This window comes from Pseudoalteromonas sp. MelDa3 (assembly GCF_002863625.1).
GTDB classification, from domain to species: domain Bacteria; phylum Pseudomonadota; class Gammaproteobacteria; order Enterobacterales; family Alteromonadaceae; genus Pseudoalteromonas; species Pseudoalteromonas arctica.
Map to the genome: position 1 here is coordinate 22,137 of NZ_PJBR01000017.1, position 23,560 is coordinate 45,696.

Consider the following 23,560-nt stretch of genomic DNA (forward strand, 5'->3'; position numbering starts at 1 on the left):
CTTCGTATTCTTTAAACAAAGCTTTATTAAATTGTGTTGTTGAAAGCCAGCTTCAAATTTACTCTATAGTCCGACGAATTAGGGCAGTGTTTTAATATCGTTGAGTTATAAAAGTCATTAGTTGCGTCATATTGCTCCAGTCATAACGATAGCATATCTCCTCTGTTGCTTTGAATAAGGGACAATGTATGTTGCATATTTATACTACTGTTACCTAAAACTGTGCCTAAGCATTTTTTAGCGGGATATCTGTGCGTGCTTTCCGGTTCGCTTCTATCTCACCATTTTTTGCTACTTTTATATCTATATTTCTCATCCCTAAAAGAAAATTAGTAACTTACTTAAGATGATTATTAAGATTTAATTTTGCAAAAAAAACAAAAGTTAATGTTTTGCAATAATGCAAAAATAACATCATGTTTGTTTTTTGTTGCGTTAGATCGTTGTAAATAAAAGGGTTTATTTGGTTAGCTAAGTGTTGACCTTTTGCATAAGTTGGGACTACTATTCAAATCGAAATAGGTATTGTGATTAATTACAGACCGTTTTGAAAATAAAACAATTAAAATAGTATTCTAGGGAAAATTAAATGTTAAATAATAAAGTTTCAAATGCTGTTCGCTTGGCGATCGCTTTTGGTGCTGCTTCAACAGCAGCTTTTTCTGCAAGTTCATTTGCTGCGGAGACGGGAGTGGACAAAGTAGAGCGTATTGAAGTAACAGGCTCTCGTATTAAGCGAACTGATCTTGAAGGTGCATCACCTGTAAATATAATTACTTCAGCGGATATGAAGGTTGAGGGTAATTTTACTGTTGCTGATGCATTACGAGGAAGTAGTTTTAACTCTTTTGGCTCATTCTCTGAGCGCTCGGGTAGTTCAGCTCAATCTCAAGCTACTATCAATTTACGTGGAGCTGGCTCGAGCCGAACTCTTGTTCTGCTAGACGGCAAACGCATGCCTGGTTCACCTACATTAGGTGGTCAATCTGCAAATTTGAATTCTATTCCAATGGCAGCTGTTGAGCGTATTGAAATATTAACCGATGGTGCATCATCTACTTATGGTTCAGATGCAATGGCTGGTGTAGTAAACATCATAATGAAAAAGAATTATGAGGGTTTACAATTTCAAGCTGAAGCCGGTCATCGCGAGCAAGATCAAGGTACTACCAATACAGGCTTTTCTGTAACGGCAGGGTACTCTACCGATAAAGGTAATGTAACAATTGCATTCGATCATCAAAAAAGAGAGGGGATTGCTGATCGCGACAGATCTTATACAGCACCACAACTAATCGACCGTGATGGTGATGGTACTATTCAAGCATATGATGAAACTGTAGGCTGGTCTTGGTATGGCGCAACAGTTTTATCACCTGATTATTCTGAGGCACAAGCATCTCCAATTTGTGCAGATCAAGCTGCAAAATATGGTGATGATGCGTTTAAAGAAATAGCAGCAGATACTGATTATGCACCAGGCTCTAATTACTGCATGTATGCGCACGCTAATGTATCTTATAATAAAGCTTCTATTGATCGTAATACAGTTTACATAGACTCAAATTATGAATTAAGTGATTCAGTTGAGTGGTACGGACGTGCAATGTTTGTACAAAATAGTTCATTCGGCCGTTACGCGCCGGCTGCTGCACAATGGGCATCATTGAGTGCTGATAACCCAGTAAATCCTTATGGCGAAGATGGAGCATTAGGTTTATGGCGCTGGGCTGATTTAGGTACGCGTGATGGTAATGTAGATGATTATAGCCAAGATTATTTAACTGGTTTACGCGGAGATTTAGATTGGAACAATGCTACTTGGGATATTTATTTTCATACAAATAAAGCTGATAACAAATCGGTTGGCACCTATTACCTGAGTTATGGTGGGCTTGCACATAACGAAGCGAATGGTATTCCTCTTACATCAGACGTTGGTGTAGCTAATATGAAAGCTACCACTTTACAAAACTCATCATCAACATTTAATCAAATTAACGCAGGTTTTGGCTTTGATTTATTTGAATTACCAGGTGGCGATGTAGCACATTATTTTGGAGCTGAGTATTTAGAGCAAACTTATGCCGATATTTATGATGGTCAATCTGAGGCAGGACTAATCGGTGGTTCAGCCGGTAATAGTGCTAGAGGAGAGCGTGATATAACAGCCTTTTTCTACGAAGCGGCTCTACCGGTTTCAGATACAGTTGAAGTGAATTTAGCTGTTAGATATGATGACTATTCAGATTTTGGCGATAATTTAGCACCAAAAGCTTCAATTCGCTGGCAGGCAACGGATACTGTTGTTGTTCGCGCTTCATATTCTGAGGCATTCCGTGCTCCAGGTTTAGATGAATTAAATGCTGCAACAACATTTAGTGCTGAGGACGCAACCGATTTTGCTCAAGGAAGTACATCAGATCAGCAAGTTGATACATATTATAAATCTAATCCTGATTTAGGCGCAGAAACTTCAGAATATTTAAACTTTGGAGTTGCTTGGGATATTGTTGAAAACTTTGGCGTTAAAGTAGATTACTTTAATTTATCAATCGATGACGTAATACAAACTAAAACCGTTCAAAGTTTATTATCAGATGAGTCGGCAGGTTTAATTTCTTCGTTCTTACCTGGGTCAGATACATCCAATGAGACCTTTTATCTAATCCGTGCTGAAAATGGTCGCTTACTAGAAGCTGGTACGGGATATTTCAATGGTAATGGTTTCGAAATTGAAGGTCTAGATTTAACTCTGTATGGTAATGTTGATACTAATGTAGGTATGTTCCGCTTTAACTCTGTCAACAGCTTTACCTTTTCTTATGAGGAAGAAGTTGGAGGTAGGGTCTATAATACAGCGGATTGGAGTGGCCAGCCGGATTATAAATCGAATACAACGATAAGTTGGTCATTAGATGAGCACAGTGTTGCATGGAATATGTCTTACACAGCATCAACATCTGAAAATGAAATTCCAAATGAAGATGGTGTATTAATTCAGACTGGTCGCTTAGATAGCTGGTTGGTTCATAACCTTAACTATACTTATGATGCAGGTGATTTAGGCTCGATCAGTCTTGCTGTTAATAACTTAACAGATGAAGATCCAGTTCTAAATTCTAAAGGTGAATATACTAACCCTGAGTTATACAACAACTACGGTCGTGATTATAGAGTTAGCTATACTATAAAATTCTGATAGCAGTAACCAAATGCAGAATTTATTTAGTAATGCCGTTCACTTAAGGTGAGCGGCATTTTTGTTTCTGGCATACCATTGCTTTCAGGGCTTGGCTGATTCTGACGAAACTTCCTCTCCTAGAAGCCGTAGAAGTAAGCTTTCTGTGGTCGTATAAAATAACTAGGTATTATTGCCGCTACTAAGGAATACACTAACCTTATTATTTTAAATAAACGACTAATAAAACTCAGTTGGTACGGTAAAAAACCTCTCTTAAGTGTGTTGTGCACCCCATTATCTGTACGTAAAAAACTTCTTAATATTAATTGATTACCAAGCATATAATGCTTTTTCTTGATGACCAATGATTATATAAATTACTAATATTCGGCTGATAGGTAACTCATTGGCTCTGTCATCAAGGTCAGTATACTTATGATTTTCTTTTCGAGTAACTAACCTAGCAATAAGTATATAAGGAAGCGTTGGCCAATTGGCTCAATGTAAGTTGAATTGATTTATCACTGTATCCTAATGCGTTAATAACTTTATATAGAATATTCTTTAAGTGGAATTTCAAAATGAGATTTATTCTCAGCTGTTTGTCATTATCAATTACTATGCAGACCAAAAATCAAACTATTGATTCTAATGTCAGCCTTCTTTACCTTAAAGTAACAACCCTGGTCATTTTATAAGTTTCTTAGGTGAGCGATAAAGGAAGCAAGTCTACGAGTTTTTCTACTTAATAGGTTTGATGTTATTAATAATTTTGAGTGGGCTAGAAGTTTGCACTAAAAAATCTGAATTTCTCAAAGTAATTCGCCTCTCACATAGCCAAGGAGTTATTCAAGAGCTCTCAAAGCTTCTCAATTTTTTTGTATTAAAGTGTATTTAACTTTTTATTTTTAATTAAAGTTGGAAATACCTTAATTATTGATTATATTAAATGTTGTATATAATTTAAACTTAGTACGTTATAGAGTTTAAGATTGATTAATGGATATAATTCTTATAAAGAGGGAAATATGAAAGCGATAGTAAAGTTACTGCTCATTTTAAGTGTATTACTGTTTAGTCAGAATGGCCGTTCAGAAGAAATTACTGAGTGCGATACAAAAGTATGTAAGCAACGTTTTAAAGATTTTAAAAAATATGCGCGCAAAGATATCCCACAGGCGACGGAAGTATTAGGGACATTTTATTACAAAGGGTACGGTATAGAAAAAAATCATAGTAAGGCACGACGTTATTTTTTGAATAGTGCGAAATATGGAAGTCCCACAGCCCAATTTAAACTAGGGTTAATGTATTTAAATGGTGAAGGTGGAAATGTTGAAGTTAAAAAAGGAATTAATTGGTTAGAGTGGGCTGCTAAAAATGACGTTACTGCAGCAAATTACTTTTTAGGTCTATTTTATATTGATGGTAAACTAATTGATAAAGATTATAAAAAAGGTAAGACTTATTTAGAGGCTGCATCCAATGAGGACTATCATAAAGCTCAGTTTGTTTTAGCAAAGTATTATGAATTAGAGGAAAATAACCAAGAAAAAGCTGTTGAGTATTATAAAAAGTCAGCATATTTTGTAGAAGAGTCTAATCTTCGCTTGATCTCTCTAGGTATAAAACTGCCACAAACAGATCCTAACTTATCAATTGAGAGGATTGAAGTTAAATCAGAATCGTTAAACGACATGTTCGATGAATTGCTAGCTGCACTGAGATATATACCTGCTCCAGGCAAACCTACGGGTTCAAATGTAGTTGGAATGGGTTGCCGAAATCAAGATTCCAATTGCGGATTTATTGTCGATCCAACTGAAATTGAAAGATTTATTAGAGATATGCAGTGGCAGTTTTCTGATCCAACATTAACACAGGCTATGAGGCCAGTTGATTTGTAGTATTTGACTTAAATTCAATATAACATAGTAATTTAAAGTATTACTTGGTTTGTTCTAACGTATTAAATTACAATACTATCAAACTTGATTTACTTATTTAGCGAGATATAAATGAAAGAAGTCCGATCTTTTATTAAAACAGCATCATTAACGGATCTTGAAAAAGCCCAACAGCTTATCAATGATGCAATTTCAAAATATACCCAGCAGCAAAAAGCGAAACAGGAAGTTTTGGATCTTTTAAAAGAAAAAGGACTTACGCTAGAAGATTTACAAGATGGAGCATCTGACAAACGTACTAAAGTTAAGCCTAAGTACCGTATGGAACTTAATGGTGAGACTATTGAATGGACAGGCCGTGGCCGTCGTCCTAAAGCGTTTGAAGGTGTTGAGCTTGAGAAATTTTTAGCCTAAAGCTAAATATAAGAGAAGCTTCGGCTTCTCTTTTTTGTTTCCCCCTCAATAAAATATAATTAAAGTTTAAAACTCCCAGCTATTATTTGCTAAAATCTCTTCACTCAAACCTATTTGTTTTCCCATGAGCTATAAACTAAGACCTTACCAGCAAGAAGCCGTAGAACGCACCGTTTTACACTTTAGAAAGAGTAATGATCCTGCCGTTATTGTGCTACCGACCGGTGCAGGTAAAAGCCTTGTTATTGCTGAACTTGCCCGTATTGCTAAGCAAAAAATATTAGTACTTGCTCATGTCAAAGAGTTAGTAGAGCAAAATTCGCAAAAATATAAAAGTTTTGGTTTAGAGGCGAGTATATTTTCAGCAGGTTTAAAAGAAAAGTCATTAAACCATCAAGTAACCTTTGCCAGTGTGCAATCACTTTCTCGTAATTTAAATAAATTAAATGAGCATTATTCGTTACTTATTATTGATGAATGCCACAGGGTAAATGGGGATAAAAAAAGCCAGTACGGAAAAGTAATAAGTAGTTTAAAAGAATATAACCCTCAGTTAAAAGTATTGGGTTTAACAGCAACACCTTATCGGCTAGGAACGGGGTGGATATACCATCATCATTATCATGGCTTTGTTAAAGGGACTAATGAAAGCCCGTTTAAAAGTTGTATTTTTGAATTACCACTCAGGTATATGATCAAACATAATTATTTAACGCCGCCAAACGAAGTTGATGCAGCGATTAGCCATTATGATTTTTCGTCTTTAGATAGCAATGCATTTGGGCAATATACGACTGATGATATGAATGCGCTTTTAAAAAACAGTGAGCGCGCAACGAAAGCTATATTACAGCAAGTAATTCAATACAGTGAAGAGCGTGAAGGTGTTATGGTTTTTGCAGCCACGGTAATGCATGCTCAGGAAATATTAAGCTATTTGCCAGCTCAGCAAAGTGCACTTATAACAGGTGATACGCCAAACACTGAGCGCGATAAAATCATTAAGCAATTTAAAGCTAAGCAATTAAAGTATCTAGTTAATATATCGGTACTAACAACCGGCTTTGATGCGCCACATGTCGACTTTATAGCTATTTTAAGACCTACAGAATCAGTTAGTTTATATCAACAAATTGTGGGGCGAGGCTTGAGGCTATCTGAATCAAAAACGGATTGCTTAGTAATAGATTATGCCGGCAATGGTTTTAATTTATTTCACCCAGAAGTAGGCGATAAAAAAGGCGATAGTGATAATGAACCTGTGCAGGTACTTTGTCCTGGCTGTGGTTTTGCGAATATATTTTGGGGTAAAACTGATTCCGCAGGAAAAGTAATAGAGCACTTTGGCAGGCGCTGTAAAGGGCTGTTAGAAGATGATGATGGGCATAAAGAGCAGTGCGATTATCGTTTTAGGTTTAAAGAGTGTGAGCAGTGCGGTGCCCAAAATGATATTGCTGCACGTAAATGTCACGATTGCGGCGCGGTAATGGCCGACCCTGATGATAAGTTACGTAATGCATTAAACTTAAAAGACGCACTTGTGCTTCGATGTAGTGGGTTATCGGTAACTCAAATTAAAGATGAACTTATTAAAATAACGTATTTTGATGAAGATGGTGCAAGTTGCGATGAGGTATATAACCTCGCAAATAAAGGCGGGCAATTTATATTTAACAAGCAATTTGGTCTACGAGTAGGACTTGGGCAAACACCTATTAATTTTAAAACTGCAGCGCAAGTAGTAAACGCACAATTTGAATTAGTACCACCGGATTTTGTTATTGCACGAAAAAGCAAAAAGTATGGTTGGAAAGTGGCTGATAAGCTATTTGACTATAAAGGGGGTTTTAGAAAGGCAAATCAGTTAAGCCGCTAAGCTTAACTGATAGAGTACATTGAACTAAAAGGCGATTAAGCCTCGTCACCGTCCATTAATCCCCAGCCATCACCGTATCCATTAAAGCTATTAGCAATACTTTCAATGTATTGCTCTGCTTGTCCTAGAAGGGTGTGCTCTGGCACCATTTGTACTTGAGTGATTACTTCCCAAACGCCAGTGTCTTTACATTTTTCAAGCTCAGCATTTTGAACTAATGCATCAGAGACTATTTCTTTAGCAAATTTTTCAGCATCGGCTTCTTGTTCAAATAAAATAAAAAAATCGACTTGGTGCATTTTATTTAAATCAATGCCAGCAGCGGCTATTTCGGCTAAAAGTTGGCCGTTATCATCATCAGGGAATTGCATTAAAAACTCATTTAAAATTAATTTTTTATTCGTAGGCACTATTGTAACTAAAATATTGTCTTAACGCGTACTAATTTTAATTATGCTGATATTTATTCAAAGTTAAATTTACGCGTTAGATTGTTATTAAGTTAATGTGTTGCTCATTATGGCTATGCTAATATGCGGGTAATTAAACAGTTTTTTGTTAGATATTAAAAGTAAGGATATTTACTTGTTTATTAAGTTTTTACGTTGCATGTGTGTTGTGAGCGCTTTAATTGCGACAAATAGCTATGCGGCAGAAAAAGTCATAGAAGATTACGAAATTGAAGGGTTAAGTGGCGATTTAGAAAATAACGTAGCTCTTTACCTCAAGCAGTTAATTGGCGAGAAGCCAACCCGTACACTTCGCCGCTATGCTCAAAAACAAGTACTAAATAGTATCAAAGCACTTGGCTATTATAGCCCGACCGTCGAGGTTATTTATGATAAAGACGACAGCGAACTAATTGTTAAAGTTGAACGGGGGCCTGCAACTCGCATAGAAGCAATTAATATTACGCTAAACGGTGATGGTCAAAGCGATACCCAATTACAGGCATTGATTAAAAGCAATCACTTAAAGCAAGGTGATGTTTTAAATCATGGTAAATATGACTCTGCTCATAAAAAAATAGAATCTATGCTACTAGAGCTTGGTTATTTTGATGCTAAGTGGCCAGCGCGCAAATTAGAAGTATCGCTTAAAAAAAATAGTGCTGTTATTACTTTCATAATTGATACCGGAGTTAGGTATCAGTTTGGCGATATACAAATTGCTAGTAATAACCCAGCTGAAAAATATATACGTTCTTTAGCCCCCTTTACTCAAGGACAGCCTTATAAGTCAACAAAAATAGCAGACTACAATCTTGACTTATCAAGCACTCCTTATTTTGCAAGCGTGCGTGTTTATACCGATATTGTTGCACGTAAAAATGGCCAAGTACCTGTTAAAGTAGAGGTATCATCCAAGCCTGCGAATAGTTTTGAAATAGGAGCAGGCTTCACTGAAACAGAGCCTAGGGTTCGCTTTAAATGGACGAAGCCTTGGATTACAGAAAATGGGCATTATTTAGAAACAAATCTCAATGTTTCTGAAAAACAGCAGAATATTTCAATGGCTTATACCGTACCTGTAGATGATCCTAACGATGATCTATGGCGCTTTTCTGTCGGTTATAAATTAGAAGATGAGCTCGCTGAAGATACCTACAGCGAAATATTAACTGGCCAATTACAGCGCCAATGGTTAACCGAAAATAAGTGGGTGCGTACTGCATTTTTACGCCGCGACCAAGAAACCTACCGCATCGGTGATGAAGACGAAGCAAGTACCGAAATGTTAATGCCTGGCATTAGCTATGCGCGCAAAAAATCAAAAGGCGGCACGACTCCTTATTGGGGAGAGCAGTGGCTTATATCTGCTGAGTTTGGCTTAGATGATGTGCTTTCGAGTACTAATTTGATTAGGGTGCAAATGCAACATGCATGGCTACGCACTTATTTTGACCGCCACTTGGTGTTTTTAAAAGCGAATGTGGGGGCAATGCTTGTTGATGATATTGAAAACGTACCTTACTCACTGCGCTTTTACGCTGGTGGTGATCAAAGCGTTCGTGGCTTTGCATATCAATCAATATCGCCAGAAAATGATGATGGCGACCTCATCGGTGGTAAATACTTACTAACCAGTACAATAGAGTACAACTATCAGGTTGCTAAAAATTGGCGAGCAGCTTTATTTGTTGATGGTGGTACTGCGACTAATGATTTTTCGGATGACTTTGAAGTAGGTGCTGGTTTTGGTTTTCGCTATTTAACACCTGTAGGCCCTGTGCGTATAGACCACGCTTGGGGATTAACAAAAGAAAGTAAAAGCACACGTTTAAGTATTACCATAGGGCCAGAAATTTAATGTCAGTATTAAAAAAGATAACAGCCGCCGTAAGTGCTATTTTTGTCACGTTAGTTGTTGCACTATTTTGTTTGTTATTTACCGCACCCGGTAATCAATTTATTGCTTATAGTGCAAACAAAGCGGTAGATGGACTACATATTGAAATTAAAGATGGCCGTTTTATTTATAATGATGCCTTTAATGTACGCTTTGCTAGCAACGGATTGGACTTTAATGCACAACAATTGAAAATTGATTTGTTTTGGTGGCAGTGCGATGGAATTTGTATAGATAACTTAAGTGCTAAATCTATAAATTTAACATTACCAAAAACTGCAGAGTCACAAGAAGAAGCCGCGGCAGAGCCGCTTGAAAAAATCAGCTTACCTTTTAATATTGCTGTAAAAAACATTGCGATCAATAAATTTACTCTAGAGCATCCAAGTGCAAACGTAAGCGTTAATAACTTTAAACTCTCAGCAAAAGCAGAGGGTTCAAAGCTGACGGTTAAAAGCCTGAATATTCCCACCATACTTATTGCCTTAAAAGAGCAAGAACAAGATGCGAAAACACAAACGGCGCAAAATACTCAAGCGCCTTTAACGCACCTACCCGCATTGCCTAATATAGAATTTACTTCGCCACTTGATTTAGTTGTTGAAGACTTTGAAATAGCTAAAATTACGATTGAGCAAAACGAAGCCCAACATGTTATTGAAAACATCTCGCTGCAATTAAGTGTGGAAGATGCGGTTATTAATTTAGAGTCATTCTCAGCAAAGTATGAACAGTGGCAGCTTAATACGCATCTTAATGCTGAGCTTGCAGGGAATTTGCCCGTGAAAGGGGATGTTGTTTTACAAAGTGACGAGCACCAAGCCAATTTGCAGTTGAATGGCGACTTATCAAATCTAAACTTAAATTTAGAAACGCAGGGACAATATCCGCTTAGTTTAACGGCAACGGCAAATTTAAAGCAGAAAAACTATCCGTTTGAGTTAAATGGCAAAATTAAACAGTGGCTTATTGATGCACAAAGTAATGAGCTTAAAGTGCGAAATGTAAGCCTTAATGCACAAGGTAATGCTGACGACTATCAACTTAGCCTACAGGCGAATAGCCAACTAGGCGCGTACCCAGCTGTTGACTTAAATACCCAATTAAAAGGCAGTCTTACCAAAGCAACTTTACAAGCGCTAAGCATTAAAGCAAACGAAAGCAGTGCAACTATAAAAGCCAATGTTGATTGGCAAAAAGGCATACAGGCTAACTTTAATGGCACGGTTGCTAACTTAAAAGCGCAGTACTTAACTGATGCCGCTACCAGTGATATTTCGGGACAGTTTAAAGGCTCGTTTAATGCAGCTGACGATAAGTGGCAGCTACAAATGAATAATACAAAGTTAAGCGGATTATTTAACGACGTGCCACTAGAATTTGCCTCAAACTTTAAGCTCGACAACACGTTAAAAGCTAATATTGATAGCTTTTATTTAAGTAGCGGCACCAATAAATTAGCACTAAGCGGGCAAGTTGATGATACTTGGCAGGTTGATGGCAAAGTAACGCTAAAAAGTGATGAAAAAGCTAATATTCCATTTACTGCCGACGGCAACGCAAATTTAAAAGTGAGAGGGGAAAGGTTAACGCCCTCTGTTGATTTAGCACTAATACTAGATCGCTTTATTTTTGATGAAATAAACATTAATAAATTATCAGTAAAAGGGCAGTTAGATACCGCAGCCGATTGGCAAACCGATGTTTCGGTAAGTGTTGGTTCGGCGCTTGTGGCCGAACAACAAATCAATAGCGTTAAAATTGATATTAGCGGCGACAAAACAGATCACCAACTTACGGCATTTGTAGATGCTGAGCAAGGCAGTGTAGAGCTTGAAGTTAATGGCAAAGTTAATAATATCACTTGGAATGGCGAGCTTAGTAATGTAACGCTTAGCGATAAAAAGCTTAGTTTTAGTAATACTAAAAATATTGCCATTATGGTTAATACACAAAGTGGCGACTTTGATGTAAGTGCACATTGTTGGGCATCTGAGCAAAGTAAATTATGCATAGACACCTTAGCGCAGTCAAAAAATCTCGGTCAGTTAAATGCTAAACTAAGCAACTTAGCACTTGAGGAGCTTAAGCACTTTTTACCTGATAGCATTCGTACTCGCGGTAATATAGCTGGCGATATAGCACTTAATTGGCAAAGCGGCGCGCTTAAAACATTACGCGCAAATATCGATTCTAGCGACTTAGAAGCAGTGCTAACCTCGGAAGAAGATCGTTTTAAATTACCAATCGAAACATTAAGTATTAGTGCGTTTTCGGATTCTCAAATTGGCAAGCTTGAAGCTAATTTAGAATCAAGTGTATTAGGCAAAATTAATACACAAATTAATATCGACGATATACAAAATACGCAAGCGCTTAACGGCACTATAAATATTGATAAAATACTCCTTTCAGACTTACAACCTTTTCTTGAAACCCTCGAGCAGTTAAAAGGTGATATTAGCGGTAAAGTGGCGTTAGCAGGTACGTTAAAAGATCCTTTATTAAATGGGGAGCTTAATGTTAGCGATATTAGTTTAGAGGGCGAGCAACTACCTATAGCGCTGCAAAAATCAAATATAAATGTATTGTTTGATAAAGCAACAGCCACAATAAAAGGCAACTTAAACGACAATCAGGGCGGAAAAATAAATATAACCGGTGATGTTGATTGGCAAGGTGCGCAACCTGCTGTAAATGTGGCTGTAGTTGGCGAGCAGTTTTATGTACGCGCGCAGCAAGGGGTTACTTTTAAAGTATCGCCGGATTTAAAAATAGGCTTGGCTAATAATGCACTCAAGCTTGCTGGTGAGGTAGTTGTGCCTTACGGTCGTATAATGATTGAAGAGCTTCCTGAGGGCGCGGTGCAAGTTAGCGATGATGAAATTATTGTTGATCAAAATACCGAGGCCACCGAAACAGTTCCGTTTGATTACGACATAGATTTAAAAGTGATTGTTAAAAACGATGTAAAAGTAGAGTCGTTTGGCTTGGAATCAAAAGTTGCGGGTGATTTAGCGATAAAAATGAGTCAAGGTGCGCCAATTATAGCCACAGGTGAGCTTAACTTAATTGAAGGTACTTACTTAGCCTTTGGGCAAGATTTAATAATCAGCACAGGGCAAGTAGGTTTTAGCGGTTCAATTGAACAACCATTTTTAAATATTAAAGCAATACGTAACCCCGATACGACTGCAAATGGTGTGATTGCAGGGGTTACGCTCACAGGTAATGTTGAACAACCAACGCTCAAAATATTTTCTGAGCCTGCGATGGATCAAGCACAAGCACTTGCATATTTACTTAATGGCCAACCTTTAGGTGATGGAGAAAGTTCGTCAAGCGATGCTATGCTTACACAGTTATTACTTTCTCAAGGGGTTAGCCGCAGCGAAGGGGTTGTTTCTAAGGTCGGTGAAACCTTTGGGTTGTCAGATGTAAGTTTAAGCTCATCAGGTAGTGGTGATAGTACCAAAGTAGAAATATCAGGATACGTAGCACCCAGTTTGCAAGTTAAATATAGCGTGGGTGTATTTGATTCGCTCAGTGAAGTGGCTGTGCGTTATCAGTTACTTTCACAGTTATACATAGAAATAACGAGCGGCCTATACCAAAATGTTGATGTGCTATATAAGTTTGATTGGGAATAACCAAAACTATAATAATTATAAGGATATAAGCGATGAAAAAAATTATATTGCCAGCTCTGCTTAGTGTTTTTTTGAGCGGTTGTGCTCAACAACTCGGTGATGATGTTGCTAATCAAGAGCTACCTTTATTGAGCGCGAGTGAAGTAATTGCTAGTGCAACAGATAATGACTGGCGAGTAGTGAACGCTCAAAATATTTTAAAGATAACGCTGCCAACGGGCGATGCGTACATTGAGCTTAATGAACTGCTTGCCCCAAAGCACGTTCAAAACATTAAAAAGTTAGCGCGAGAACGGTTTTATAAAAATACTAGCGTTTATCGGTTTGTTGAGGGTTTTGTAGCGCAAGGTGGCGACAGCTCGGGTAAAAAGTTAATTAAAACGGCAGATAAAACAGTCCCTGCTGAGTTTTATTTAACAACAAACAAACCACTTTTAATTACTGAGCTAAATGGCGACGGATATGCACCAGTTACTGGCTTTTTAAACGGCTTTGCAGTTGCTCAAAATTCAGCACATACGCAAACATGGCAAGTGCATTGTAGTGGTGTGTTTGCAATGGCGCGCGATAACGATATAAATAGTGCGAGTACGGAGTTTTTTGTAACAATAGGACAAGGCCCACGCTACCTTGATAAAAACATTACGGTGTTTGGTCGAGTGCTCGAAGGTATAGAGCATTTTAATCGTTTAGCGCGTACACCAACTGAAGGTAAAGTATTTAACCCAATTACCAATATACAAGTTCTTGGCGATATACAAAGCGATAAAAGTATATTTAAAGTGATGAAAACAAACTCACCGGTGTTTAAAAACTTAATTAGTGCTCGTAAAAACCGTGTTGAACCATGGTTTGTTAAAGCACATAACTACGTTGATGTGTGTGGTATGCCCATACCCACTAAGCGCGAAGTTAATTAAAAAATGTAAAAAGGAGCCTAGGCTCCTTTTTCAATATTTATATTCCAGTGCAAAAAATCTATTGACGATTAATTTTAACTGCAAATGGCGTGTCGTTATAATGCGTAGAGCGATACGGGTTTATATCAAGCCCGCCGCGACGAGTATAACGCGCGTAAACCTCTAACTCTTTAATATTAAGTTGTGTTGTTAAATCGCTATAAATACGCTCAACACACTGCTCATGAAATTCGTTATGTGTTCTGAACGAAATTAAATAACGCAATAACGACTCACGACATATTTGCTCGCCTGTGTATCTTATGATCACACTTGCCCAGTCAGGCTGAGAGGTAATTAAACAGTTCGACTTAAGTAAATGGCTATAGAGCGTTTCTGTAACTACGTTATCACTTTTTGCTTTAAGTGAATTAGCATCAATATCGTAATTATTAATTTCAATATCTAAGTCATCAATACATTCACCTGGCAGCGCCGTACACGGTAAGCAATTGTAATCATCAGGATTGTATAAAGTCACTTTGACAGGGCTGTTAACTGCGTTTGATAAGTCATCAATTAAGTGCTGTTTTACTACATCAATGCTTTCAAATCGGGTTTGGTTAAAGCTATTCAAATAAAGTTTAAACGACTTTGACTCAATAATATGGCTGCTTTGGCATTCAAAGGTAAATAAGGCTACGGCAACTTGCGGTTTACCTTTATTGTTTAGCCATGAAAGCTCGTAACCTGTCCAAATATCTTGGCCTTTAAATGGAAGCTCTGCTTCGTCAATATTTAAAGCATCACGATTTAGTTTGCGCGCAATAGGGAAAAGCAAGCTTGGCGTGTACACATCTACATACTCAGTAGATTGGCCTAATACGCTACCTTTAAGGTCTGGAGAATTGCTGTAATCTGTCATGTTTGCTCTTAAATAGTTACAATAGGGACATTATATCTAATTTAAATGAGTTTCACAGTATGTCTGTTGCATTGCTTATAGAACAACTTCATCAAACATTTAGCGAAAATACCCTGAAAAATACCGCAAAGTACCCACTTATTGCGCACGACGAACAATGGCCAAGCCCGTGTGAAGTTGGCGAGGTTGACGAGCAAGGAAACATTCAATGGCAGGGCGCGCGTCAGCAACCTGCAGGTTCGCTTAATGATTTAGCCAGTGCACTTGAGCTTGAGTTTCCAAAAGAGCTTAGCGAGCTATATGGGCATATGTACGGTGGAAGCATTTCAGCAAGTATTGATGGGCATCAGGTTGAATTACTACAAGCATGGAACGAAGAAGACTTTAATTTGTTACAGCAAAATATAACGGGTCACGTTTTAATGAAACGCAAGCTCAAGCAGCCAGAAACGGTATTTATTGGTTTAACAGATCAAGATGATTTACTAGTGAGTGTATTGGTGCACACTGGTGAAGTATGTTTAGAGCACGTAGGCAAAAAAACACACCATGTACTTGCACCTAACATTAATGCTTTTTTAAAGGCATTAGAGGTTTAAAACGTGTTTAATAAATCAGCTTAGCGTCATCACTAAGCTGATTTTAAGCGCTCATTAAAGTGGTTACTGAAAATCCCACGATATATTAGACACTAAGCCACACGGCTCACACCTAAAGTCGAATAACCCAAACCACGACTCAGGTAATTTCCAATCGCCATTGCAGCTAGGGCATTTTCGTTCAAGTTCAGACGCTTTATCTACGCCGCCTACACGGTACAAATAATAATAGGTTGGCTTTTTAGTTAAAAAACTAATTCGCTTTGTTATGTCTTTTCCGCGTCTGTATAAGTCGCTTTGGATACTCGATATTTCTTCAAGTGCCGGAAACTCACAACGGGTTGCGCCATTAATTTGAATTTGATCGCAGGCTTGCCAATCTTCTTGCCATTTTATAAGCGTTTTATAGTCACCATTAGCAATTGCCGGAATACGAAATAGCGGCACAGGCAAAAAGTCATCACCACAATAAAGCGGGCTGCACGTATGCACATAGGTTGTATATAAAATATAACTTGATGGTTCTTTGCAGCAATCAGCGCCGTTGGAGTGAATATCTTGTCCGATCACTTTTACTTTTGGCGCAAGTAGCCCAGCACTATGTAACTTTTCGATACTGTGCTTAACAAACGGGCTGTTATTTAGCGGGTGCATTGCATCTTCAGTAGGGCACATTACACGGGTAATAAAAAATCCATCTTTTAAAACGGTTGGAAATTCTTCGCCCATTATTTGACCATTAAAACGCAGTGCATTTACTAAGCGATTTATTGCTTGTTCGGCTTGTTCTAGGGTGGTGTCTTGGTAGCAATCAAAAGTTAAATCAACAACGAACATTTATAGTCTCAAATTATTTTTGTTCTAGCAGTGCAAGAAGTTTATCGAGTTTTTGCTCAATTCTATCTAATTGACTTGTTTTAAGCTCAGTATTATCTGACTGCTGTGGGTTTCTCATGAAGTTATTAATTGAATCAGGATTGTTTTTATATTGGCTTACTGCTGCAATAATCATCGGCATTGGAACCGGTTGTGCCAAACGGCTTTTAGTTAGTGCTACAGTAGGGGTTTTGCCTTCATCAAGAAGGGCTTTAATTGCATCAAATACAACTGAATTCATTAGATATATAACTCTTTAATAAAATAAATACGCAGCATATAAATGCTGCGCAGATGCTATGTTAGCAATAAATAAGGGAGGGTACATTAAATAAAATTACTTACTTTGACGAATGCGTACATCTAACTCGTCAATTACTTCACTCCAATCACCGTCTTGTGCAAGCGATTCAGCTAAAAAGTGCTGTTGTGCCTCATCCCAAAAAGAAGCTTCTTGGAGTAGTGTTGTGTCTTCTAATTCATGTGAGGCAATAAATGCATCTATTTGTTCATCAGAATTAGGTAATCCAAGCTGTGCAAATAGTGTATTGATGTCGTGTTTAGTCGTATCCATGATATTGCTCCTTTAAACGAATGAAAACTTATTCTAAGGATTAACTCTACTCCTAGCTAGTTAAACTCTCGCTGAATTTACGGTTAATAATTTTAGGTATATAGTTAGGTATAAAGTTAAACAGTCTACAGCTAAAATAATAAAGGAAATACAATGAGTGTAACCACGCCAGCTGATACGTTCAGCGTACAGTATTTAGCCGCAGAAGATATTAGCACTGCAGCAAGCCTAATTTATCAGGCTTATCATGACGATCCTGTATTACAAAACATGCTTAGCTACAATGACGAAAATAAATCAGTATACGAAAAAAAATTACGATCATTAATTCGCGAAGAGCTCAGTAGTTTTTGGCAAGAAAAGCAGCCATTAATTGGTTTATACCGCAACGATAAATTAAAAGCAGTAGCGTGTGTATTTGAATCTAATAGCCAATTACAAGCGCAGCGTTATTGGCACTGGCGTTTAAAATTAATGCTGAGTGCGGGCTACTTACAAACAAATCAATTAATAGATAAAGAACAAACAATTAGAGATGCCCTTAAAGAGAAAGGCAATTACTACTTTTTAGCTTTTATTGCCGTAGATCCACATTTTCATGGGCAAGGGTTTGGTCGTTACTTACTACGAGGGCTTGATGATTTAGTTAAATGTAACGCTGAGTCAACGGGGATGGCTGTATTTGTAACGCGTAGAGAACACACTGAATTTTTTAAAACCGAAAAGTTTGAAGCATTTAAACACCTTACTTTTAACCAAGTAGAGGGCGAGTTACTATTTAAATCAATAATTGAGCCAACTATTTAAAATTATGATGTAAGCCAATGCGCCCAAACGGACATAAGGCCGTGAGATATATCTCACATTATCGTGAGCATTGTCAGTTAAAGGCTATTAATAAGTAGCCTTTTTTCATTCAAGTTATTGTTATTTAAAGTTTATTTTTATTTTTCATTTTTGTGACGTTTATTTATTTAGTGTTAAGTCCTACTTCTCCCCCCTGATTGCTTTAAACTTCTCTTTGTCAAGACGACATAGCTCAATGATTGAGTTACTGCCAAGGATACGGAATAGGCAACATAGCGGACGCTAGCAGGAAGCATAAAGGACAAGCTAAAACGGATACAAGGAAGAATAAGGAAGTGCATGAAGCACTTAGTAGCTAGGAGTTACTTTAGGATAATCACGGATGACGCTACAGGAAGTAGCAGGAGCGTTAGTTTACGTAGGACGGCCAAGATGGCAAGTGGACATTGCAGGATGCAAAAGTGGCAGGAGCTACTTTAAAGGATTACCAGGGATGATGCTACGGGATGTAGCTAAACGATAGATTTCGTGGGTTTGCCAAGATGGCTATGGATATTGCAGGATGCAAAAAGTGGCAGGAGCTACTTAAAAGGATTACCAGGGATGATGCTACAGTATGTAGCCAAACGATAGATTTCGTGGGTTTGCCAAGGTGGCTATGGATATTGCAGGATGCAATGTGAGGGTAAACAAGGTTGTTTACTCGTTCAGGGGATGATAATACGGATTTAAGATAATGGATATCTAGCAGGATGCAGTCCAATTGGGGCGTAACTTTAGTTACGCCTTAGTTTTTTGTGTTGAATTAAGTTTATCAACTTAAGACAAATACTCTTAAAGTATATTCAGTTTTATATTTTATGCGGTGGAACAACCACACTTTTCAAAAACTCATTTTCCATAATTAACACACCTTGATAAGCATTTTCACCATCGCTTGAAAATTCAAATATAAATTCACTTTTGATGCCTGGCTTGCCGTTCTTTAAAAAACCAAAGCGGCGTTTTGTGCATGCAACACTCATCAACTGCACCTGCAATTGCTCACTTTGACGTTTAGCATGAACGTTCGCCGCTTCAGCAACCTTTCGGTTAAGCCAAAATAAGTAAATTACACTACCAATAAGTATGAACGTCCATAAACTTGCCATTTAAGAGAATAACCTTCCAATTGCACGCGCGAGGGTTTCGCTACGATTTTCTTTACGTAATAAGCCTAATAAATGCGGGCGAATAGTCGGTATTGCAACTAAGTCAGCAAAAATACTTGGAAACAATTCTTCAATTTTTTGATGATGTGCGCAATTATCCATAAATACATGTAAGCGTTCAGGGTTCTCTAATTGCTTAAAACACCGCCCAGCTATTGTTAGTAACACGTCAGAGTCGTGCCTTACCGGCGAGCTTAGTACAGTATCAACTAATTGAGCGCATAACCCTTGAGCTTGACCTTTTGAAACAGATCTTAGTGCTGCGGTTATAGCTAATGTATCGTTATTACTAATTGCGGTCTGTGTGTAATCAACAAGTAACTCACTCATTGATGTTGGTATTTCAACGTGTTCAAGCATGGCACTGAGTGGTTGCAGTACTTCTATAGGTAAATGCGCCCATGCTTTTTGCAAATTACTTAAGTTTGTATCGCTGTCTAAGCGTAGTGCAAAATCGGCAATACCCTGCAGTGCAACACCTTGCCAATTATCAAAACCAATTTTACCGCTAAAGTATAACTGTGCATGCTCGTAATACTGAGATGCAGGCTGTTTTAATAGTACTTTTACTTGGGCGTTAAATGCCGCTAATTTATTTGCGTTTGGTGTAAAAACATAAGGGTTATTATCAAGTTTTCCATCGGCTTGCTCACCTGTGATTTCAGTACCTAGCGCTTGAATAACCATATCAGCAAAGTGATCGCGGCTAGCACTTACAAGCATACTTTGCTCATCAAGTGGAAACTTTAAAAACCATACATACGGTTCTTTACTGGCTTTAGTATCCCAAAATTGGATAGCGAGCCAAGCATGACCAGCAAGAGGATAAGGGTAAGGCACTTGAGCTTGTTCAATAGCTAAAAATTGTTTTTTATCAAGCTTAGTAATGTGCCTGCCAATATCAAAAGCACGCCACTGAGTACCCGCACCATCTAAAAGCTGACCTAATGTAGCTATTTGATCACTCATTGTTTTCTCAACTGTTTTTACTGCAAAATTACATTAATTATACGTCATAGCCGCCTATGAGGGAACAGGGTATAATTGCATTACATATATAAAAGAGGGTGGTTATGTACCAGCAAACCCAAACTTATTTAGTGCAGCTAACGGCACTTTTACAAAAACACGCGCTTTGGCAAAGTGAGCCAATAGACGCTGATGCACTACTTTCAAATACTCCTTTTTGTCACGATACAATGGCGTTTGAGCAGTGGTTACAATTTGTATTTATTAATAAAATACAGCAATTAATAACACATAAACAACCACTGCCTCGTAACTTTGCTATTGCTCCTATGGCGCAAATGACACTTGTGAGTAAAGCAGGGAGCGATGAAATAATTGAATTACTAACAGCCCTTGATACCTTTTTAGGAGAACCAAATGAGTGAGCGTCCGGCGCCTATAGAATATGGCGAGCTGACTATTTTGTATCAAGATGAAAACTATGTGGCTATAAATAAGCCTTCAGGTTTATTAGTGCATCGCTCGTTTTTAGATAAACACGAAACCCAGTTTGCCATGCAAATGCTGCGCGACCAACTAGGGCAGCATGTATTTCCAGTACATAGGCTCGATAGACCTACGTCGGGCGTATTGCTGTTTGCACTGAGCTCTGAAGCAGCTCGCGATATGAACCAGCTATTTATTGAAGGTACTATTGCTAAACGCTATTTAGCCTTAGTGCGCGGCTTTGCGCCAGAGTCAGTATTTTTAGATAAACCGCTTAAAGAAGAACTTGATAAAATAGCCGATAAGTTTGCAGATCAAGACAAAGCACCGCAAGAAGCGCAAACCCAGTTTAATTGCTTGCACCAAGTTGCACTGCCAATTCCTATTGGTAAGTACCCAACAGTGCGTTACTCGTTAGTTGAGTGTTTTCCAAAAACAGGGCGCAAGCATCAAATTCGCAGACACTTAAAGCACTTATCACTGCCTATTATTGGTGATGTAAATCACGGTGATAATCAGCATAATCAATTTTTTAGAGATCATTTTGAGCTAAGACGCTTAATGTTATTTGCAACAGAGCTTAGTTTTGTGCACCCTTATAGTAATGAATCAATAACAATTAAAGCGCCACTAGGTGAAGACATGCTTGAAATATGTAAGCAGCTAGGTTGGCCAGAGCAAGAAAAGGATTATTAATGGCACATATTAGTATTTTTGTAGGCAGCGTTAATGGCGGTGCAGAGCGTTTAAGCGATGAAGTTGCAACCACAATTGAGCAAGCGGGTCATACTGCTACAGTAATTACTGAAGCATCACTTGATGATATAAAAAATGCATCGCATATTTTAATTGTTACCTCCACAACAGGGCAAGGTGATGTACCGAGTAATTTGGCAGGGTTGTACTTTGCAATGAATAGCACTTTCCCAATGCTTACCGATAAACCGTTTGGTGTAATTGCAATGGGTGACAGATGTTACGGCGATACATTTTGTGGCGCAGGGCGAAGCTTTGACGAGCTACTTCGCGATTTACAAGCAAAGCCTGTGGGCAACCGCCTAGAAATAGATGCATGTGAAGATTTTGAACCATGGCCGGTAGCCGAGCCTTGGTTAAAAGTATGGCTAGAAAAACTACCTGCTTAATCCTTAACGTTAAAGTATTAAAAAAGGAGCGCATGCGCTCCTTTTTACTTTTTTACTTTTAATATAGTTTTATAAATTAACTACTTCTGACATCTACTTTAAGTTTTAGCTTTTGGCCAGGTTGTAAGTATTTTTGACCGGCTAAATTATTCCACTTAATAATTTCGTTAACGCTTAGATTAAACTTAGACGCAATACGTGCAAGTGAGTCACCACGGCGTACTTTGTATGTAATAGTACGGTTGGTACTTGCCGTTGCTTGTGGTTTATTAGCTGACTTATACACAGTTAGTTTTTGATTTAGGCGCAGTACAGAGTTTTTCTTTAGCTTATTCCATTTAGCCAGCTCATCCATAGTTACGTCATATTCGCGGCTAATGTCCCATAATGTATCGCCACTTTTAACTGTGTGCGAAAGCTTTGTGCGAGTTGCTTTATTAGCAGCTAAACGCATCTGCTTTGGTAAATGCTCGCTATTTATAGCGCCATCAGTAAGCGGGACTAATAACTCTTGGCCTACTTTAATCGTATTTGATTTGAGTTTATTAAGCGATCGGATTGCACTTGAGCTTGTTGTAAACTTTTTGGCAATTACCGATAAGCTGTCGCCTCGAGCCACAATATAACGCTGCCAGCGTAATCTGTTTTTAACATCAGTGTTTGCTAGTTTTTGGCTAAATTCCTCTGCTTTATCAACAGGCAATAATAAAGAATGAGGGCCATTAGGATCAGTTGCCCAGCGGTTAAAACCAGGGTTTAATCTGTATAACTCAGTAAGCGTCATATCAGCCATATCAGCAGCAAGCGCTAAATCTATTTGCGATCCAACATCAACCACTTCAACCACTTGTGCATTAATTACTGGTTGCCATGTAACGTTAAAATCATCTGAGCGTTTTAATAAATCGGCAAGTGCTAATAACTTTGGTACGTAGGCTGTTGTTTCGCTAGGTAAATCAAGAGACCAAAAATCGGTAGGTAAATGCTTTTTACGATTCTTTTTAATAGCGCGCATCAAGCGCCCTTCACCCGAGTTGTAAGCAGCAATCGCATTTAGCCAATCGCCTTCAAGTGTTTTATGTAAATACGATAAGTAGTCAAGTGCTGCGCGAGTCGACTGCACTATGTCGCGACGACCGTCGTACCACCAGTTTTGTTTTAAATCGAATCGCTCACCGGTTGCAGGCATAAACTGCCAAATGCCCGATGCGCTGCGATTAGAATAACCAAACGGGTCAAATGCACTTTCTACAATAGGCAGTAGTGCAATTTCGATTGGCATTTCGCGCTTTTCTACTTCTTCAACTATAAAGTGTAAGTAAGGTTCTGCACGTTTAGAAATACGATCTAAATAAGCTTGGTGGCGAGCGTAATAATTACGTTCAGTAACAACAGGGCGGTTTTGCGGTATTTCGATAGAAAGTTGGTAGCGAATTCGCTCCCATACATCATCAAACACGGGAGCTTCTTGCTCATCAGGGTCAACTTGCTGATATTGTGCGTTTACCATCAATGCATTGTTAATGTCGTTAGGACTTGCGCCTTCGAGTTGTTGGTTTGCTTGCGTGGCGACTTGAGAGTCTGAGTCTAGAGTTGTCACAGTTTGACAACCACTTAGCGCTAACGCCAAGGCTACTAATAGGGGAGATTTATTCATAAATACCAATACATCGGGTAAAAAACTCGGCG

The 23,560-nt window shown here is 38.2% G+C and carries 20 protein-coding genes; 12 read left to right on the plus strand and 8 right to left on the minus strand.

From position 1 onward, the window contains the following. Positions 1–589: 589 nt before the first annotated feature. From CXF89_RS05760 to CXF89_RS05775, 4 genes are all read left to right on the plus strand, one after another. Positions 590–3,202, plus strand: coding sequence for a TonB-dependent receptor (locus CXF89_RS05760; RefSeq protein ID WP_121954057.1), 2,613 nt, complete (start codon positions 590–592; stop codon positions 3,200–3,202). 1,010 nt (positions 3,203–4,212) lie between these two features. Further along, positions 4,213–5,091 (plus strand): tetratricopeptide repeat protein, encoded by an 879-nt coding sequence (locus tag CXF89_RS05765; protein ID WP_121954058.1) that lies wholly within the window; start codon positions 4,213–4,215, stop codon positions 5,089–5,091. 111 nt (positions 5,092–5,202) lie between these two features. Further along, positions 5,203–5,505 carry an H-NS histone family protein gene (locus CXF89_RS05770; protein ID WP_007586043.1) on the plus strand — a complete coding sequence of 101 codons (303 nt, stop codon included), beginning with the start codon at positions 5,203–5,205 and terminating at the stop codon, positions 5,503–5,505. 124 nt (positions 5,506–5,629) lie between these two features. After that, positions 5,630–7,381: a DNA repair helicase RadD gene (locus tag CXF89_RS05775; RefSeq protein ID WP_121954059.1), complete on the plus strand. Its 1,752-nt coding sequence runs from the start codon at positions 5,630–5,632 to the stop codon at positions 7,379–7,381. 35 nt (positions 7,382–7,416) lie between these two features. On the opposite strand, the gene CXF89_RS05780 is transcribed toward CXF89_RS05775, so the two are convergent. Beyond that, positions 7,417–7,752 (minus strand): ribonuclease E inhibitor RraB, encoded by a 336-nt coding sequence (locus tag CXF89_RS05780; RefSeq protein WP_007378192.1) that lies wholly within the window; start codon positions 7,750–7,752, stop codon positions 7,417–7,419. 214 nt (positions 7,753–7,966) lie between these two features. On the opposite strand from CXF89_RS05780, the gene CXF89_RS05785 reads away from it, so the two are divergent. From CXF89_RS05785 to CXF89_RS05795, 3 genes are read left to right on the plus strand one after another with little or no spacing between them, the layout of a single operon-like run. After that, the gene (locus tag CXF89_RS05785; protein WP_121954060.1) at positions 7,967–9,691 is read left to right on the plus strand and encodes an autotransporter assembly complex protein TamA; all 1,725 of its coding nucleotides are present in this window, start codon (positions 7,967–7,969) and stop codon (positions 9,689–9,691) included. Beyond that, positions 9,691–13,380, plus strand: a complete 3,690-nt coding sequence (locus CXF89_RS05790) for an autotransporter assembly complex protein TamB (RefSeq protein WP_121954061.1) — start codon at positions 9,691–9,693, stop codon at positions 13,378–13,380. The genes CXF89_RS05785 and CXF89_RS05790 overlap by 1 nt, the downstream gene beginning before the upstream one ends. 32 nt (positions 13,381–13,412) lie before the next feature. Beyond that, entirely contained in the window at positions 13,413–14,300 is an 888-nt protein-coding gene (locus CXF89_RS05795; protein ID WP_121954062.1) for a peptidylprolyl isomerase, read from the plus strand. A gap of 58 nt (positions 14,301–14,358) precedes the next feature. On the opposite strand, the gene queF is transcribed toward CXF89_RS05795, so the two are convergent. Further along, positions 14,359–15,204, minus strand: a complete 846-nt coding sequence (gene queF / locus CXF89_RS05800; protein ID WP_024590784.1) for an NADPH-dependent 7-cyano-7-deazaguanine reductase QueF — start codon at positions 15,202–15,204, stop codon at positions 14,359–14,361. Positions 15,205–15,263: 59 nt separating this feature from the next. Between queF and syd the strand changes: the two genes are divergently transcribed. After that, positions 15,264–15,803, plus strand: coding sequence for a SecY-interacting protein (gene syd / locus CXF89_RS05805; protein WP_121954063.1), 540 nt, complete (start codon positions 15,264–15,266; stop codon positions 15,801–15,803). Positions 15,804–15,866: 63 nt separating this feature from the next. Here syd and CXF89_RS05810 read toward each other — a convergent pair whose 3' ends face one another. The 3 genes from CXF89_RS05810 to CXF89_RS05820 all read right to left on the minus strand — a co-directional run bounded on the left by CXF89_RS05810 (position 15,867) and on the right by CXF89_RS05820 (position 17,253). Further along, the gene (locus CXF89_RS05810) at positions 15,867–16,640 is read right to left on the minus strand and encodes a Zn-ribbon-containing protein (protein ID WP_002958242.1); all 774 of its coding nucleotides are present in this window, start codon (positions 16,638–16,640) and stop codon (positions 15,867–15,869) included. A gap of 13 nt (positions 16,641–16,653) precedes the next feature. Further along, positions 16,654–16,920, minus strand: a complete 267-nt coding sequence (locus CXF89_RS05815) for a hypothetical protein (RefSeq protein ID WP_007378199.1) — start codon at positions 16,918–16,920, stop codon at positions 16,654–16,656. A gap of 96 nt (positions 16,921–17,016) precedes the next feature. Further along, complete coding sequence (locus CXF89_RS05820; RefSeq protein WP_002958240.1) at positions 17,017–17,253, minus strand: DUF2789 domain-containing protein; 237 nt, start codon at positions 17,251–17,253, stop codon at positions 17,017–17,019. Positions 17,254–17,406: 153 nt separating this feature from the next. Between CXF89_RS05820 and CXF89_RS05825 the strand changes: the two genes are divergently transcribed. Further along, positions 17,407–18,060, plus strand: a complete 654-nt coding sequence (locus CXF89_RS05825; RefSeq protein WP_121954064.1) for a GNAT family N-acetyltransferase — start codon at positions 17,407–17,409, stop codon at positions 18,058–18,060. 851 nt (positions 18,061–18,911) lie between these two features. On the opposite strand, the gene CXF89_RS05830 is transcribed toward CXF89_RS05825, so the two are convergent. Next, positions 18,912–19,211, minus strand: a complete 300-nt coding sequence (locus CXF89_RS05830) for a DUF3301 domain-containing protein (RefSeq protein WP_002963032.1) — start codon at positions 19,209–19,211, stop codon at positions 18,912–18,914. Further along, positions 19,212–20,240 carry a DUF3549 family protein gene (locus CXF89_RS05835; protein ID WP_024593673.1) on the minus strand — a complete coding sequence of 343 codons (1,029 nt, stop codon included), beginning with the start codon at positions 20,238–20,240 and terminating at the stop codon, positions 19,212–19,214. A gap of 104 nt (positions 20,241–20,344) precedes the next feature. Here CXF89_RS05835 and CXF89_RS05840 point away from each other — a divergent pair, with 104 nt between their 5' ends. Genes CXF89_RS05840 through CXF89_RS05850 form a run of 3 tightly spaced genes read left to right on the plus strand, consistent with a single transcriptional unit; the run spans position 20,345 to position 21,871 of the window. Beyond that, positions 20,345–20,665, plus strand: a complete 321-nt coding sequence (locus tag CXF89_RS05840) for a YqcC family protein (RefSeq protein WP_010553682.1) — start codon at positions 20,345–20,347, stop codon at positions 20,663–20,665. Continuing rightward, positions 20,658–21,422, plus strand: a complete 765-nt coding sequence (truC, locus tag CXF89_RS05845; protein ID WP_121954065.1) for a tRNA pseudouridine(65) synthase TruC — start codon at positions 20,658–20,660, stop codon at positions 21,420–21,422. Before CXF89_RS05840 ends, truC begins: the two co-directional genes overlap by 8 nt. Next, complete coding sequence (locus CXF89_RS05850) at positions 21,422–21,871, plus strand: flavodoxin (RefSeq protein ID WP_121954066.1); 450 nt, start codon at positions 21,422–21,424, stop codon at positions 21,869–21,871. Before truC ends, CXF89_RS05850 begins: the two co-directional genes overlap by 1 nt. Positions 21,872–21,947: 76 nt before the next feature. Here the strand turns inward: CXF89_RS05850 and CXF89_RS05855 are convergent, their stop codons facing one another. Further along, the gene (locus CXF89_RS05855) at positions 21,948–23,528 is read right to left on the minus strand and encodes a LysM peptidoglycan-binding domain-containing protein (RefSeq protein ID WP_007586008.1); all 1,581 of its coding nucleotides are present in this window, start codon (positions 23,526–23,528) and stop codon (positions 21,948–21,950) included. Positions 23,529–23,560: the final 32 nt, after the last annotated feature.